This window comes from Gammaproteobacteria bacterium (assembly GCA_016195665.1).
In the GTDB taxonomy this organism is placed as follows: domain Bacteria; phylum Pseudomonadota; class Gammaproteobacteria; order SURF-13; family SURF-13; genus JACPZD01.
Genome location: JACPZD010000011.1, coordinates 1 through 16321 on the forward strand (window position 1 = coordinate 1; position 16321 = coordinate 16321).

The following is a 16321-nucleotide window of genomic DNA, read 5'->3' on the forward strand; positions in this document are numbered from 1 at the left end:
CGCGCCGGTCTCGCCACGCACCAGCACCGTGACGTAACCGCCGCCGACGAACTGGCGCCCGATGAGCCGCACTTCCGCCGCCTTGGTCATGGCGTCGGCGGCTTCTATCGCCGGCACCAGCCCGCGCGTCTCGATCATGCCCAGCGCGATACCCGTTACTTCATTTGCCATAGCTAATCTCCTGATTAAAAGTATTTAAAACCGGTTATAGCTTTCGCTATAACCCCACGCGGTTACTAGCTGACACCCGCCGGCAGGATCTGCTCCACCTCGCCATGCACGCGCGCGATGATGTGCGCCGCCACCAGGCCGTCACCCACGCGCTCGCACGCATCCGCGCCAGCACGCACCGCCGCGTTCACCGCGCCGGTCTCGCCACGCACCAGCACCGTGACGTAACCGCCGCCGACGAACTGGCGCCCGATGAGCCGCACTTCCGCCGCCTTGGTCATGGCGTCGGCGGCTTCTATCGCCGGCACCAGCCCGCGCGTCTCGATCATGCCACACACTACTGCTTACAAAAACACCTGCTTACTACCGTGTTGACGGCTTCTGCGCTATACCTGCTGCTCCGCCAACATCTTTTTCGTCCCAACCATCTATGATGCCGCCGATGGTGAGGTCGGTGAGCACGCGAAAGTCGCCCGCTGCGTAACGCGCCGCCGAGCCGCTCATGGCGAACACCCATTTGCCGGGCGGCACGCCCACCGGATCCACCGCCACGCTCAACTTGCCCTTGGCGTCGCGCAGTACGCGCAGTGAGGCGCTGTACAGGCCCTCCACGCGCTGCGTGCACACTAGATCACTCATGACTTGGAGGATTTCCATCTTCTCCCCAGTAATCAATGATGCCGACAATGGTGGCGTCAGACGGATAGTCCTTGCTGCCCGCCGCCTCGCGCGCCGCCGAACTGCCCACCACGATCACCCAGTCGCCGGGGCGGCAGCCCACCGCATCCACCGCCACCGAGCGAGCGCCGCCTTTTTCCTTGACCACGCGCAGCGAGCGGTGGCCGAGGCCGGCGATGCGGTTGGTGGAGACCAGCGTCGTTTCCACTTGGCAGATTTTCATGCGTTACCCTCATGTTCGGCGACGAATTCGATAGCGCCGGTGTCTTTATCCTGCAAATTTGTAAACACGCTCAACAAACGGGCTTGAGCCAGCTCCGCATAGCGCTGACGGATGGCGTCACCCAGACGCAGTGCGCGGCATCTCGCGCGCTCACGCGCATTGGGCACCGCCCGGTTGTAACTCACCTGCAGGATGACGGGCGTCGGCAGGCCGTGTACGGCGTTGAGCTTTTTAAAAATTTTCACGCCCACGTCCAGATCCGCCGCGCCTTCCTCCAATGTGTCCATATGCGCGTAGTAGGCAAGATTGCGCAGTTGTACGTCGGAGTAGCCGTTGCCCACGCTGATGAAGCGCTCCTGATGACCGATGTCCGGGTAGCGTCCCTGATAATATTTATCCACATAATCCTGCTGCTTGAGGTTGTTCTCCAGCAGCCGGGCGATAAAGCGCAGCATCCCATCCGCCGGCCGCCCCTCCGCCCTGCCCCAGCCCTGCGCGGCGAGCGCCTGCTCGACGGCCGCCCGCACCGCGGCGCGCGGCGCGGCGCCTTGCATGACTTGCTGGTACACCGCCTTGTTGTCCACGTAGCGATACACGCTCATCCCGTCATTGCCATCCGGCACGTGCACCTTGATGGCGTCGTTGTCGGTGTCCACACCGATAAGCAACGTGGCCACCGAGGCGCCACAGCAATAACTGTTCTCTATCGCCTGGCGAAACTCGGTAAGCCGGTCCAGAGCCCCCTGCGCCGCCGCACGCGCATCGCTGCCGTGCGCCGCGCAGCCCTGGTGACTGTCCGTGCCGCTCCAGTGGTACACGGCTATCTTCAGGTACTGCGTAGCGGCATCGGGCAGGCTCGGCACACCCTCGCGGTGGCGGCGCAACTCGGTATCCGCCCAGCGCCGCACGCTTTCTTCAATATCAAACAGCGCGCCCGCATAAGCCTCGCGGTGTACGGCGCGCGCCGGTAACCGCAGGATATATTTCACCAGGCCCTTCAGGCGTCCATCCGCGCACGGCGAGATATCCACGCTGTGAAAACCGCCTTCCAGGAAGAAGCGTTGTGCCTCCTCCGCACTGTCCTGCGCCTGCTCTTGCGCCTCGCGCTCGCGCAGGCGCAGGTAGGTCTGGCACACCGCATGCGCATACAGATCGCGCATGTCCAGGGTCTCCACCCAGGCGTTTTGCAATAGCGCATCGGGCAAGGGAAAGCCCAGTTGTTGCTGCGCGATCTCTTGGGCGCGCGGCACAAAGTCGTGTTCGTGCTGCAAGGCCGCGATTTCCTTCAAGGCGGGTACGATGCCGTCAAACGCCACACGCACAGCGTGTTCATCGTCCCACAGGCGCTGATTGGCCTGGCAGTCCGGGAAACGCGGCGGCGCGAGCCCTGCCGCCCAATCGGTCGCTCCCGGCGTCCTGCCTCCCGCGACACTAAGCCCTCCCTGGCTGGCGCCGGGGTGCGTGGTTTCAGCGCGTAGCGTGGCCGACACAAGCGGCGCGTCCGCTTCTACCCGGCGCGCTGCAGGCTCACGCCACTGCTGCGCGCGCGTTAATCCATAGCGGTTGCGCGCCTCCCGAAGAGAGCCTCGCTGCGCGTGACTGCGTGTGATGGTGGCGACCATGTCTTTAGTGCATTCCTGTAATTTTCTCTACACGCTACCCGCGTGCGCCGCCCGATACCGTGATAAGCGAACCGCTCATGGCGCTACCGCTGCTGCCGGTAACCTTGCTGGGTGGCGCTTCCGGATGCTCTACCTCACGGAAGCGACGCGCATTGGCCTGCACCCCACGCGGCTGGCCGCGCTGGGTGAGATTACGCGCGGTGGAGGAAGTACCCTCGGTGCCCGTGACGCGCTCGTTACGCGCCCAGTCGTCGCCGGTGATGCGGCGCGCCTCGGTGCCTTCGCCGGTAACGCGCGACTTCGTTTCGGTCGCTCCCGGCATCCCGTCTCCCGCGACACTGGCGCGTCCTGGTGCGTCGGTTTTTTGCACCTGCGCGGCGCCGTGAGCAGGTTGGCGGAACTCCGCGGTGCCGGTCACCATGCCCGCTGATTTGGCCAATGGCCCGGTAATACTCGTCGCGCCGTCATAGACCGTGCCGGTCACCCTGTGCATGGCCACCGCGTGCGCGACACGCACGGGAGGGGTGACGCTGAATGCGCCTTTAGCCTTGGCGCTCTGCGCCACCGGTTGCGCACCGTCCGTGACGGTCGCTCCCGGCGTCCTGCCTCCCGCGACACTAAGCCCTCCCTGGCTGGCGCAGGCCTGGCTATACTGATCGTCGCCCATATACGGCGTGCCGGTGACGCTCAAGCACGCGCCGCGCTCGTCGCCGGTCATCTTGCCCTTGACGCCGGGCTGGATGCCGGTCATGGCGTGGCCCGCCGGCTTGCGCTCGGCCACCACGCGCGCCGCGCTGGTCTGCACGTCACGCGTGTCGGTCGCTCCCGGCGTCCTGCCTCCCGCGACACTAGCGCGTCCCTGCGCGTCGGTCGCTACCGGCGTCCTGCCTCCCGCGACACTAGCGCGTCCCTGCGCGTCGCAAAATTCCTCATAGCGGTCAGGTCCCACGTAGGGCGTGCCGGTGACGCCCTTGCAGGCGCCGTATTCGTCGCCGGTCACTTTCTCTGAGCGTCCCACCTGGGTGCCGCTCACCGGCTGATCCTGCCAGGTGCGCGCCACGCCGACCTTGGCGGGTGATGCTGCGGGCTCCGTGCCGCAAAGTTGTTTTTGCAACTCCGCGCCGATGTACTCGGTGCCGGTAATTCCATGGCATGCGCCATACTCGTCACCGGTAATTTTCGCGGACCCGCCCACCAGCGTGCCGGTGACCGTGCGCCCATGCGTGGTGCGCGATACATTCACCTTGGCCGGGCCGGGCGATTGTGCATCCGCGCATGGCACATCCGCCGCGGCCGGATTGAGGTATTCATCGCCGGTAACGTGCTTGCAGGAACCCGGCTCGTCACCCGTCACCTTGGGACTGGTACCGACCTGCGTGCCGGTCACGGCCTTGTTCTTTACCGTGCGTGTCACACCCGTCTTGGGTGCGGGCGCGCCCGGCGTCGTGTCGGTCGCTCCCGGCGTCCTGCCTCCCGCGACACTAGCACTTCCCTGTGCGTCGCAAAGCTGCGCGTGGTTTTCCGCACCAAGATATTCAACACCGGTAATACGCTTGCACGTGCCCGGCTCGTCGCCCGTCACCTTGATGCTCGGCCCCACTTCCGTGCCGGTGACGCGTTGCGCGCCACCCACGGTGTGGGTCGCGCCCACCTTGGCGGGCGGCACATACGGTTCGCCGGCGCACAGCGCCGTATATTGGTCGGGGCCGATATATTCGGTGCCGGTGACCTTCTTGCAACTGCCCGGTTCGTTGCCGGTAACCTTGGCGCTGCGCTCCACCAGCGTGCCCGTAACGATCTGACCGCCGGTGGTGCTCGCCTCCTCCACCTTGGGCGGCGCCTCGCACTGGCCGAATTCGCAGCGCCCGTTCACCACCACCGGCTCCGGACGGTTGATCTGCGGCAGCGGTTGCGGCGTCCTGTCGCGTGCCGCCTTCTTGCGCATATTTGATACACGCCGCACCACCACGCGCGGCGCATGCAATTCACGCGGCACGCCGAAACCGGTCGCAGCATCAGCCCTGGAGTCTGAGGCCTGCTCGGTCAACGGCATCGGCTTTATATTGGCGGATACGGACGCGCGCTGCCCGGTGTCCTCCTGTTGCGTCTCGTTTTCGCACTGACCAAACTCGCAACGCCCGTTCACCACTTTGGGCGGCTCGCGCAGCGGTGCCGGGGGCTGAGCGGGCCGCGCAGCGTGTGCGCGCTTGGTACGCTTCTGCCAACCCGACCCGGACTGTGCGGGCGGTAGGGTATGAGGCATACCGCCGAAACCGGCGTCCGCTGATAGGCTGTTATGCTGGGCCGATTCATCAGGTTTCATGTTTGTCTGCATAGGACTGTCCTGTATTGCATGATGTGGTTCGCTTGTCGCCTCGCGCCGTGCGTCCGGCGTGCTTGCAACCGGGTTATCAACTTTCGACGTATACGGATGTACTAGTGTCGCGGGAGGCAGGACGCCGGGAGCGACCCGTGCGTTCTCCAAACTTTTTTTTTCAGTCTCTGCTTCCTCTTTCAGGCCGTCCGGCTTACCTTCCCGGAACACCCGGCTTACCATGATGTCTTCCGTCTCGAGTGTCATCAGTTGCTCGCGCGTCAGCGCGCCGCCCTTGGCATACAGGCGATTGGCCTGGCGCAGGCGCGCGCGATCCAGCGCGTTGCGGATGCTCCTGGCGTTGGCAAACTGCGGCATCTTCATGCGCCGCTGGATGTAGTCGTAAAACGCCTGCTCCGCCTGGGGGCTGAGGCGGTATTGCTGTTGTTGCAGCATCAGGTGCGTGATCTGCATCAGTTCATCCGCCGCAAAGTCCGGAAAATCCAGATGGTGTGCGACGCGCGAGGCCATGCCCGGATTGCTCTTGAAGAAGGTATCCATGCGATCCTTATAACCGGCCAGGATCACCACCAGATCGTCGCGCTGATTCTCCATCACCTGTAACAGAATCTCGATGGACTCCTGACCGTAGTCGCGCTCGTTTTCCGGGCGGTACAGGTAATAGGCCTCGTCTATGAACAGCACGCCGCCCATCGCCTTTTTCAAGACCTCTTTGGTCTTGGGCGCGGTGTGGCCGATGTACTGGCCGACCAGATCGTCGCGCGTCACCGACACCACTTCAGGACGACGGATGTAGCCCAAGCGGTGCAGAATCTCCGCCATACGCATGGCGACCGTGGTCTTGCCGGTGCCGGGGTTGCCGGTAAACGACATGTGCAAACTGGGCGGCCCTGAGCTGAGGCCCATACCCTTGCGCAGCCTGTCCACCATCAGCAACGCCGCGATCTCGCGGATGCGTGTCTTGACCGGCTTCAAGCCCACCAATTCACGATCCAGCTTGTCGAGAACCTCCTCGACCTCCGAGTCGCGGAAGGCGCCGGCTACGCTGACCTGCGCGTCGCCTGTACTCGTCTGTTGTCCTGCTGTCGTCGCCATGCTATTTCTCGTTTATCAGTCAATTAGTAGCTGGTAGCGAGTGGCGAGGATAATTGATTTGTGCCATCCTCGCTTTCTCCTCGCTACCAGCAACTCGTCACTCGCTACTGTTTTTACTCAGGAGTCACAAAGTAAGGCTACAATGCTTATGATGTGACTCCTGAGTAAATACCCTGTTTTACCTACCCCCACCCTGTCCCGCCCCCTACATAGGGGGCGGGGACGTGACGTGAAGTGTAGCCTTACTTATTGACTTATGAGTAACTATAGCGCTCACCCTCTGGGTTATCGGTGGCGTAAGAGTGCACGGTGTAACGAATGTTGCGGCCATTGACCTCCTGGCGCGTGAGACCAAAACCCGGCTCGTACGACGGGCGGTTGACGATGAACGACAGTGTCACGCTTTCGACGCCGCGTTTGTTGTCAAAGGCCAACACCCGGATATAGTGATTGGGGTAGGCTTTGCGGCAGGCGTTCACCTCCAGCATGATGCCCGCCGGATCCTTGAGATCAAACATCGGCAAATCCCACATCTCCCAGTAGGTATTACGCGGGTGCGGATCGTCGGTAAATTCCACGCTGACCGCCCACTTGTTGCTTAAACAGTATTGAATCTGTGCGCGAATCTCATCGTCGCTGAGATCCGGCAAGAACGAAAAGGTGCCTTGTGTGATTTTCATAACTATCTCCTGTTTGCTATATCAACGGCTGATGGTGGCGGTGGGCACGAAGTCAGGGGTGTCCGTGGACTCATAGTTGAAGCTGACATCCTTCCACAACTCCAGCGCGACTTTCAGCGGTGTACACCACTTGGCGGCCTTCGCCAGAATCTGCGGGCCTTCGTTCCAGATATCACGGCCTTCGTTACGCGCCTGAACCATGACCTCCAGCGCCACGCGGTTTGCCGTGGCGCCCGCCTGGATGCCCATCGGATGGCCGATGGTGCCGCCGCCGAATTGCAGCACCACGTCGTCGCCCAGATAAGTCAGTAACTGATGCATCTGACCGGCGTGAATACCACCGGACGCGACCGGCATGACCTTGTTCAGCGAAGCCCAGTCCTGTTCGAAGTACAGGCCATGCTCCAGGCTCACCGGGGTGTGCGTTTGCAGTAAGGTGTCATAAAAACCCTTAATCATGAGCGGATCGCCTTCCAGCTTGCCGACCACGGTGCCGGCATGGATGTGGTCCACGCCCGCCATACGCATCCACTTGCAAATCACGCGGAAGTTCATGCCATGATTCTTCTGGCGCGAGTAGGTCGAGTTACCGGCGCGGTGCAGGTGCAGGATCATGTCGTTCTTGCGACACCACTTGGCCATACTCTGGATCGCGGTTTAGCCGATGACCAGGTCAATCATGACGATGATCGAGCCCAGTTCCTTGGCGAACTCGGCTCGCTCATACATATCTTCCATGGTGCCCGCGGTGATGTTCAGGTAGTGGCCCTTAACCTCGCCTGTGGCGGCGGAGGCCTTGTTGACCGCATCCATGCAATACAGGAAACGGTCGCGCCAGTGCATGAAGGGCTGCGAGTTGATGTTCTCGTCGTCCTTCACAAAATCCAAACCGCCCTTCAGCGCCTCATACACCACACGGCCATAGTTACGGCCGGACAGGCCGAGCTTGGGCTTGGTGGTTGCCCCCAGCAACGGACGGCCAAACTTGTCCAGACGCTCGCGCTCAACCACGACACCGGTAGCGGGACCTTGGAAGGTCTTCAGGTAGGCAACCGGAATGCGCATATCTTCCAGGCGCAGTGCTTTCACCGCCTTGAAGCCGAACACGTTACCGATAATGGAAGCGGTCAGGTTAGCGATGGAGCCGGGCTCGAACAGGTCGAGGTCATAGGCGATGTAGGCAAAGACCTGGCCGGGGGTGCCGGGCACCGGGTCCACCTTGTACGCCTTGGCGCGGTACAGGGGCGCGTCGGTCAAACGATCCGTCCATACCACGGTCCAGGTCGCGGTCGAGGATTCACCGGCCACGGCAGCCGCCGCTTCAATCGCATCCACACCTTCTTGCGGGGTGATACGGAACATCGCCAGCATGTCGGTGTCCTTGGGCTTGTAGTCCGGCTCCCAATAGCCCATCTTGGCGTAAGGTATCACGCCCGCTTTATAGCGCTCCTTGCCTTCCTTCAGTGTTCCTACATCTGCGTCTTTCGCCATAACGGCCTCCACTTGTTTATCAATTATCAATCGTTAAACCGTACACGTTACGTGTCGCCCGGCGCAGCGCCTGCCCACTCAGCATGGGGATCGCTGACGCGCAGCACCTTTTAATGCCTATATTAAGCAAAAAACCTTATAAATAATAATCAATAATAAAAATTATATTTATAGATTTTTATCTATGTATTATTTTTTTCCTTGAGCACACATAGTGATGATGGTTAACACACGCCAACGCCGCTGCGGTTTACGCGCGCCGCCCGGGTTCGCCCTCCGGCGACGCACAGGGAAGAGCGGTAGCGAAGGGTTCTGCTAGTGTCGGTCGCTCCCGGCGTCGTGCCTACCGCGACATTGGTGCATCCATGTACGGCACGGGAGGCACCACGCCGGGAGCGACTTCGGCGAAAGCGAGCAACAACTCGATCGCCTCGGGTGGTTCCTGCTCGGGGCGGAAGGCGAGCAAAGCGTTGTCGCGGATCTCGACATAGAAGCCCGGGTGATCGCGTAACAACTGTTCGATCTCCGTCCCGACAAAGGCAAGCGCCCGTGCCGGATCCTGCGCGTAGAGACGGTAGTGCGGGGCGAGCGCCGGGCGGCCTGCCAGATCCACCTCCTGATACTCGACCAGGTAATGCTCAAGATAACCTCCGGGCGTGATCGCAAGATTGGGCAATGGCGCCTCACCAGCTTCAAGATGGTGGATGAGCGTATGACGGTGCTCGGTGTAGTAGTCCGGGGCGGCGGTGTGGCTGTAATCGAATATCTTGATCTCGCAGCCACGGTAGGCGCCGGTCATCACGTTGCTCTCCTGGCGGTCGGCCCCGCGGCGCAGGTATACGAAGTCGTGGCTGTTGAGCGTGCCCACTGTGGCCGTCGCGAACTGAAAGCCGTGACGCCGCGCCACTTCGGCCATCTGCTGTTCGCGCGCCGACCATGGCGTGGCGCTGTTAAGCGGAGTCTGGCCGGAAGCCGGGCTGCATTGAATAGAAGTGGCGAGTGGCAAGGAAAAGCACGACTGTTTTCATCCCTGCTACTCGCTACTCGCCACTCGCTACTTAAATACGAGGAACCCTGCATGTCACCATCTGCCGACACAAGCGCCGCCCCCGGCCGGGAAGCGCGCGACAAACCCCCTCCTGTTTCGCCGTTTCGAGTTTGAAGGCTACTCTGCGACACGCGCCTTTCTCGATGCCCTGGAGGGCTTGTCGAAGGATCTGGGTTATTACCCGGATTTGGGTTTTGCCTCCAAATACGTCAACGTGACGGTGCAGGCGCGTGACGGCAGCGCGCTGGCGCCGGCCGACTACGAATTCGCCGCGCGGGTCACGGCGCTTGCCGGTACGCCATAGCACGCGGCCGGCACTATCCTCTGGCCGGCCCGGATCGATCAACGCGCCATCCACAGCGATGCCTCCCAGTAGAGCGGTATCCCGACTATCACATTGAAAGGAAACGTCACACCGAGCGACAGCGTCAGATAAAAGGAGGGATTCGCCTCAGGAATCGCGAGCCGCATGGCGGACGGTACCGCGATATAGGATGCACTCGCTGCCAAAATGGCCACCAGCATCGTGCCGCCGGGGCTGAAGCCGAGCAGGTAGTGACCGGTAACCAGACCAAACGCTGCCCCGATCAGCGGCATGATGATGCCGAAACCCACCAGAAACATCCCCATGCGGCGGAACTCCCCAATGCGTTTGGCCGCCTCCATGCCCATCTCGAGCAGAAACAGGGACAACACGCCCATGAATATCCCGTCGTAGAACGGCATAATCTTTTGCAGGCCATCGGACAGGGCGAACGCGCCCACTGCAATACCGCCAAACAGCAGGATCACGCTGCCATTGGTAACGGCTTCGTGTACCAACTGACCCACCGTCTGGCCGCCATCGGCATCAGACGTACTGTCACGCGGGCGTGTCAGCTTGGCGAGCAGCAAGCCGATAATGATGGCTGGCGACTCCATGATGGCGAGCATGATCACCGGGTAGGTCTCATGCGTGATGTTTTGCGTTTCCAGAAAGGCCAGCGTGGTCAAAAATGTGCCGGCGCTCACTGAACCATAGTGCGCGGCAATCGCAGCAGAGTTGAGTGTGTCCATGTGCCCCAGCCAGCGCAGTATCGCGTAGGCGATGAGCGGCAGCAGGATACCCAAGGCAAAGGCCGCTGCCACGGCTTCGAGTGCCGCTCCTAAATCCGCCTTGGCCAGCTCCATGCCGCCGTGCAGGCCGATGCCCAGCAGCAGATAAATCGACAGGCCCTTGGCCAGTTCGGGAAACTTCAAGTCCGAACGCACCAGGTGCGCCACCATACCGAGCGCGAAAAACAATACCGCCGGAATCAGCAGGCCGCCCAACATCTCACATACCCCGTAAACGCATGTTCAGTGGGCAACTGCATTAGTGCTTCACCCACAACGCATCAGACACCAGTGACACACCGCCAAAGCGCTTCAGCACCGGGCGGATCAACTCCACCAGATCATTTACCCGTTCCGCGTCACAGACGATGACCAGATAACTGTTATTGAACTCGCCGCTCACCCCGCCCAGACTCTCGCCCCGATCACCTTTGCCATAAGCGCCGGGAATCATGGTGTAGCTGGGAAAACCGTGCCTCTCGAGCAAAGCCAGCACTTGCGGCACGGCCACCGACTCAACAACCACCTCGACCTTTTTAACTGCCTTCATGGGATATTTCCTGCGCCTGTTATGTCAGCCATGTCCGTCCATTATGTCAGCGAAGGCCAGCAGATGCTCGATGGCCTCCGGCGGCTCAAGTCCCTGATCGGGGCGAAAGGCCAGCAGGACATTGTCACGGATCTCGACATAGAAGCCCGGTTGCGCGAGCAGCAATTTCGCCAGCCTTGTGCTGGTCAGTGACAGCCCCTGCTCCGGTTCGTGTGCATAGAGGCGGTAGTGCTGTGAAAGCGCCGGGTGAGATGCGAGATCCACCTCGTGATATTCAATGAGGTAGCGCTCCAGATAACTGCCGGGTGTGATTGCGAGATTGGGCCACCTGCCGCCCTCAGCCGGCCCCCGGCTCAGCATGATGATCGTATGACGGTGCCCGGCGTAGTAGTCCGGGGCGGCGGTGTGGCTGTAATCGAATATCCTGACCTCGCAGCCGCGATAGGCGCCGGTCATCACGTTGCTCTCCTGGCGATCGGCCCCGCGGCGCAGGTATACGAAGTCGTGGCTGTTGAGCGTGCCCACTGTGGCCGGCGCGAACTGAAAGCCGTGGCGCCGCGCCACCTCGGCCATCTGCTGTTCGCGCGCCGACAGCCGCGCCTTCTCCTTGACCAGCTTCGCGTCATGCATGCGCGCCGACAGCGAGTGGCGGGTGAACTGGTAATAGTTGTCGAGGCCCAGTATCTCGAACGGCCGGCCCGCGTGCAGGCATGCCTCCTGGAACTGGTGCAGGTATTCCATCGCGGTGTGGTCAATGATGCGGCCGGATTCGGTGACGGCGAGCGTGATGCCCGCCCCCGGCGGAATCGCCTGCAGCAGCTTGTCGAGCGGCAGCAGATTGAAGCACACGATCGAGCCGAGCGAGATGCGGTAGTGCGGCAGTGAAGCGCCATTTTCCACCTTGACCTTGATCACCGGGTTGCGGAACAGCCCGGCGAAGTTGCCCCATAGCAGTTTGAACGACTGGGCGAAGGTGAGCCGCCCGGTCAGCACCGCGCGAAACGACGGCGTGAGCAGATATACGAGCAGCGCGATCTCCGCCGCGATGCCCAACAGGATGCCGATCAGCAGATCGGTGGCGAGAATCGCCGCGATCGTCGCCACGAAAATGATGATCTGGTCGCGCCCGATGGCGAAAGTCTTGCTGAACACGCGGATCTCGCACAGCCGCCAGCCGACGTAGACCAGGATCGCGCCGATGGCCGCGAGCGGGATGCGCGCGATCAGATCCTTGGCGAGGAACAGAAACACGATCAGGAACACCGCATTGTAGAAGTTGGCCCACAGAGTGCGTCCGCCGGCGTCAATGTTGGCGCGGCTCTTGACGCCGCCGGGGATGATGGTGAGTCCGCCGAAGATGCTCGACAGCGTGTTCGACACACCCATGGCGCGCAGCGTCACGTTGGGGTGCGACTTGCGCTGGTAGGGGTCTATCTTGTCCACTGCGGCGATGGTTGCGAGCGACTCGATGCCGTCAATCAGGGTGAGCGTGATCACCACCAGCAGCACGCTCCACCACAGTTTGGTGCGGTCCCACACCGCGCCGAAGGCCGGCAACGTGATGCCGCCCTCGATGATGTTATGCGGCATGGCGATCAGATACTTCGCATCGAGCTGCAGCAGGTAGCCGAACCCGATGCCGACGCCCGCCACGAACAGCGGCGCCGGGATGCGCCGCAGCCGGGCATGGCGCGTACGGTTGAGGTAGAACATCAGAAACAGGCAGATGCCGCCGATCACCGCTATCGCCGGATCGATCCTGAGAAAGCTTGTGGGCAAGTTCGAAATCGTCACCAGCATGCTCTTCGCGGGCGGCACGAAATCGCCCAGCAGCGCCGGGATCTGCTTGATGATGATCATGGCGCCGATCGCCGCCAGCATCCCCTCGACCACCGTCACCGGCAGGAACAGCGCGAAACGCCCGGCCTTGAATAGGCTCAGCACGATCTGCACCAGGCCGGTGAGGCAGATCGCCACCAGCAGCAGCGGATAACCCGCCGCGAGATCGCCGTCGCCGAGCATAATCATGCCCGCGAGCAACGCAGGCGCGAGCCCCGCCGCCGGCCCGCTGATGGTGACGTAGGCGCCGCCCAGGAACGGGAAGATCAGCCCGGCGATGATGGCCGAGATCACGCCCGTGACCGGCGGCGCGCCTGAGGCGATGGCGATGCCGAGCGACAGCGGCAGCGACACCAGCGCCACCTGCAAGCCCGCCAGCAGGTCATAGCGCCAGTGCTTTAAACCTTTGATCCCGTTTTGCGGTTTTTCCGTCTGGAGCGAAATATTTTTCGGCATAGCCAGGATAATGCCTAGCCTGTACAATAAATGAAATTAAAGTTTTATGATGACTGTGATAGGCTCCCGTCTATGGATCATCAGGAGCACACATGCGCCACGCCACCTTACGCCAGCTAAAGGTGTTTGAAGCCATCGCGCGCCACTTGAGCTTTACGCGCGCCGCCGAAGAGCTTCATCTCACCCAGCCCACCGTTTCCATGCAAATCAAACAGCTCACTGGCACGGTGGGCATGCCGTTGTTCGAGCAAATCGGCAAACGCATCCACCTCACCGGCGCCGGCCAGGCGCTCCATGCCACCTGCCGTGAGATATTCGACAGTATCGAGCGCTTCGAGATGGATGTCGCGAACCGTAAAGGTTTGAAAAAAGGGCATCTCAAGCTCGCGGCGATCACTACCGCGAAATATTTCGTGCCGCGTGCGCTGGGACCGTTTTGCCAGCGTTACCCGGGGATCGAGGTGTCGCTCAAGGTTACCAATCGTGAGCGCGTGCTGGAATGGCTGGCCAATAATCTGGATGACCTGTACATTCTGGGTCAGCCGCCGGACAACCTGGATGTGGTCTACAAGTCATTTCTGGAAAATCCGCTGGTGGTCATCGCGCGTCACGATCATCCGCTCGCCGGTAAACGCCGCATTGCGCTGGAACGCATCGCCAAGGAGCCGTTTCTGATGCGTGAACCAGGCTCCGGCACGCGCATGGCCACACAGCGTCTGTTTGACAAAAACCGTCTCAAAATCAACATCAGCATGGAGATCGGCAGCAACGAGGCGATCAAGCAAGCTATCGCGGGGGGGTTGGGGATATCGGTATTGTCGCGTCACACCCTCGCGCTGGAGGGAGAAAGCGGCCCGTTTGCGGTGTTGGACGTACAGGGCTTCCCCATAGAGCGCCACTGGTACGCGGTATACCCGGCCGGTAAACATTTGTCGGTGGTGGCGCGTGCGTTTTACGATTATTTGCTCAGCGAGGGCACGCGCGTCGCCGAGTCGCCGTTTGCCTCCGGTAAAACCCGGCGCGGCAGCTAAACCTGGCGTCAGCCCTTCAACAACATCTCTTCGGCGCGCTCCAACGCATGCGCACTGCCGTAGAGTATCAGAACGTCGCCTGCGCGCAACTGGGTGTAAGGCTCGGGTTGCGGGCCGCGGATCCCGCCGCGACGCACCGCCGTGACCACCACATCCAGCTTATCCAGGCCCAGTTGCTCCAGAGTGCGCCCCACCGCATACGCGCCTTCCGGCAGCATGACCGAATGCAGGCGTTCGCTTTGACTTTCGGGCTGACCCAACGCGTAATGATCTTGTCCGGGGAAGAAACCCCGCAATAAGCGATAACGGTCGCTGCGCACATCGCCCACCCGCCGCACCACACTGGAAACGGGCACCTCGAGCAATAGCAATAATTGCGATGCAAGCATGAGGCTCGCCTCCAGCGTCTCCGGCACCACCTCGGTGGCGCCGGCCTCCAGCAGCCGTTCCAGCTCGGAATCGTCGCGGGCGCGCACCAGCACGGGCATATCCGGACGCAGGCGGCGGATGTGTTCGAGTATCTTAAACGTCGCCGGCATGTCGCCGAAGCTCACCACCAGCGCGCGGGCGCGGCTCAAGCCCGCCCCTTGCAATATTTCCCGGCGCGCCGAATCGCCGTAGTGAACCGGATCGCCGGCGTCCTGCGCGTCTCGCACCCGTAGCGGATCAAGGTCCAGCGCCACGAATTCAAATCCCTCTTGTTCTAAAATGCGGGCGATGTTTTGACCCACCCGTCCATAGCCACAGATAATGACGTGCTGGTTCATGCCTTGCGTGGCTTCACTGATCCGCACCTCCGTTTGCAAACGGCCTTGCCCGTAACTCAAGGCGAGAAATCTTTTCGCCAGCTCGCCGTTATAACGTATCAGCAGCGGCGACAGGGTCATGCTCAGAATGGCCGACGCGAGAATAATCTGGCTGGCCGGGCCACCCAGTAATTTATAATCGGTAGCCAACGACAACATCACAAAACCGAACTCACCGGCCTGTGCAAGCGCCAACCCCGCGCGCAGCCCGACGCCCCGCTCCATCTTCGCCAACAAGGCCAGGCCCATAATCAGCAAGATCTTGAAAACCACGATGGCGGCCACCAGCAGCAGCACCCAATACCAGATCTGCGGCAATGCCGAGATATCGAGCCGCATCCCGATGGTAATGAAGAATAAGCCCAACAACACATCCTGGAACGGGCGGATATCCGCTTCCACTTGATGACGGAACTCGGTTTCACTGATGACCATGCCCGCGAGAAACGCCCCCAGAGCCATGGAGAGTCCCATCTGCTGCGTAAACCAGGCGGCGGTGAGCGTAACCAGCAGCACCGTGAGCATAAACAATTCGGTAGAACGGGCGGCGGCGATGACCCTGAACAACGGGCGCAACATCCAGCGGCCGGCGGCGAGCAGTAGCGAAACCACCACTATACCTTTGAGCAGCCCCTCGGCCAACGTCAATGCAATGGAGTCGGCGGTGCTGCTTGCCAAGACGGGAATCACTACTAAAAAGGGAATAACCGCCAGATCCTGGAACAATAAGATGCCGATGGCGAACCGGCCGTGGCGGGAATTGAGTTCCAATTGTTCGGCGAGCTGTTTGCCCACTATGGAGGTGGATGACATGGCGAGCACCCCGCCCACCACGAGGGCGCCCGCTGGCGACATACCTAGCAGCCAAGCGGCCACCGCAGCCAGGACTGTGCTGATGAGCACCTGCGCACCGCCGAGGCCCAACACTGTGCCCTTCATCACTAACAGCTTGGGCAGCGAAAATTCCAGGCCGAGGGCGAACATCAGAAACACCACGCCAAACTCGGCCAGAAAGTGGGTATCGGCGGACATAGAAAGCCAGGGTAAGCCAGGGTAGCCGACCAGCACTCCGACAAACAGATAGCCCATGATGGGAGGAAGGTTAAAACGCCTGAACAGCGCCACCACCAGCACGGCGGCGGCGAGCAGCATCAATAACTGTTCAAAGATACCCATGAATCATGCAGGCGCCGGTGCTGTG

The 16321-nt window shown here is 61.4% G+C and carries 14 protein-coding genes and 1 pseudogene; 2 read left to right on the forward strand and 13 right to left on the reverse strand.

Translation table 11 applies throughout. The features are described 5' to 3' along the window. The 9 genes and pseudogenes from HY028_03765 to HY028_03805 form a co-directional block, all read right to left on the reverse strand. Positions 1 to 171, reverse strand: a 171-nt coding sequence (locus HY028_03765; GenBank protein ID MBI3343972.1) for a BMC domain-containing protein, incomplete at its 3' end; no start/stop codon positions are given. 65 nt (positions 172 to 236) lie between these two features. After that, complete coding sequence (locus tag HY028_03770) at positions 237 to 500, reverse strand: BMC domain-containing protein (protein MBI3343973.1); 264 nt, start codon at positions 498 to 500, stop codon at positions 237 to 239. A gap of 34 nt (positions 501 to 534) precedes the next feature. Further along, on the reverse strand, positions 535 to 828 hold the full coding sequence (locus tag HY028_03775) for a carboxysome peptide B (protein ID MBI3343974.1): 294 nt from the start codon (positions 826 to 828) through the stop codon (positions 535 to 537). Then, complete coding sequence (locus HY028_03780) at positions 803 to 1072, reverse strand: carboxysome peptide A (protein ID MBI3343975.1); 270 nt, start codon at positions 1070 to 1072, stop codon at positions 803 to 805. Before HY028_03780 ends, HY028_03775 begins: the two co-directional genes overlap by 26 nt. Continuing rightward, positions 1069 to 2694 (reverse strand): carboxysome shell carbonic anhydrase, encoded by a 1626-nt coding sequence (locus HY028_03785; protein ID MBI3343976.1) that lies wholly within the window; start codon positions 2692 to 2694, stop codon positions 1069 to 1071. The genes HY028_03780 and HY028_03785 overlap by 4 nt, the downstream gene beginning before the upstream one ends. 34 nt (positions 2695 to 2728) lie before the next feature. Next, on the reverse strand, positions 2729 to 6124 hold the full coding sequence (gene cbbX, locus HY028_03790) for a CbbX protein (protein ID MBI3343977.1): 3396 nt from the start codon (positions 6122 to 6124) through the stop codon (positions 2729 to 2731). A gap of 254 nt (positions 6125 to 6378) precedes the next feature. Further along, entirely contained in the window at positions 6379 to 6804 is a 426-nt protein-coding gene (locus tag HY028_03795) for a ribulose bisphosphate carboxylase small subunit (GenBank protein ID MBI3343978.1), read from the reverse strand. A gap of 21 nt (positions 6805 to 6825) precedes the next feature. Next, positions 6826 to 8295, reverse strand: a pseudogene (locus HY028_03800) (ribulose-bisphosphate carboxylase large subunit). Positions 8296 to 8638: 343 nt separating this feature from the next. After that, the gene (locus tag HY028_03805; protein ID MBI3343979.1) at positions 8639 to 9301 is read right to left on the reverse strand and encodes a hypothetical protein; all 663 of its coding nucleotides are present in this window, start codon (positions 9299 to 9301) and stop codon (positions 8639 to 8641) included. Between the two features lie 82 nt (positions 9302 to 9383). Here HY028_03805 and HY028_03810 point away from each other — a divergent pair, with 82 nt between their 5' ends. Further along, positions 9384 to 9647, forward strand: coding sequence for a 4a-hydroxytetrahydrobiopterin dehydratase (locus HY028_03810; GenBank protein ID MBI3343980.1), 264 nt, complete (start codon positions 9384 to 9386; stop codon positions 9645 to 9647). Positions 9648 to 9685: 38 nt separating this feature from the next. Here HY028_03810 and HY028_03815 read toward each other — a convergent pair whose 3' ends face one another. Genes HY028_03815 through HY028_03825 form a run of 3 tightly spaced genes read right to left on the reverse strand, consistent with a single transcriptional unit; the run spans position 9686 to position 13283 of the window. After that, positions 9686 to 10657 (reverse strand): sodium-dependent bicarbonate transport family permease, encoded by a 972-nt coding sequence (locus tag HY028_03815; protein MBI3343981.1) that lies wholly within the window; start codon positions 10655 to 10657, stop codon positions 9686 to 9688. Positions 10658 to 10697: 40 nt separating this feature from the next. Next, entirely contained in the window at positions 10698 to 10988 is a 291-nt protein-coding gene (locus tag HY028_03820) for a transcriptional regulator (protein ID MBI3343982.1), read from the reverse strand. A gap of 24 nt (positions 10989 to 11012) precedes the next feature. Beyond that, on the reverse strand, positions 11013 to 13283 hold the full coding sequence (locus HY028_03825) for a SulP family inorganic anion transporter (GenBank protein MBI3343983.1): 2271 nt from the start codon (positions 13281 to 13283) through the stop codon (positions 11013 to 11015). Positions 13284 to 13375: 92 nt separating this feature from the next. Between HY028_03825 and HY028_03830 the strand changes: the two genes are divergently transcribed. Further along, positions 13376 to 14314 carry a LysR family transcriptional regulator gene (locus tag HY028_03830; protein MBI3343984.1) on the forward strand — a complete coding sequence of 313 codons (939 nt, stop codon included), beginning with the start codon at positions 13376 to 13378 and terminating at the stop codon, positions 14312 to 14314. An 8-nt stretch (positions 14315 to 14322) separates the two neighbouring features. Here the strand turns inward: HY028_03830 and HY028_03835 are convergent, their stop codons facing one another. Next, the gene (locus tag HY028_03835) at positions 14323 to 16296 is read right to left on the reverse strand and encodes a cation:proton antiporter (GenBank protein MBI3343985.1); all 1974 of its coding nucleotides are present in this window, start codon (positions 16294 to 16296) and stop codon (positions 14323 to 14325) included. Positions 16297 to 16321: the final 25 nt, after the last annotated feature.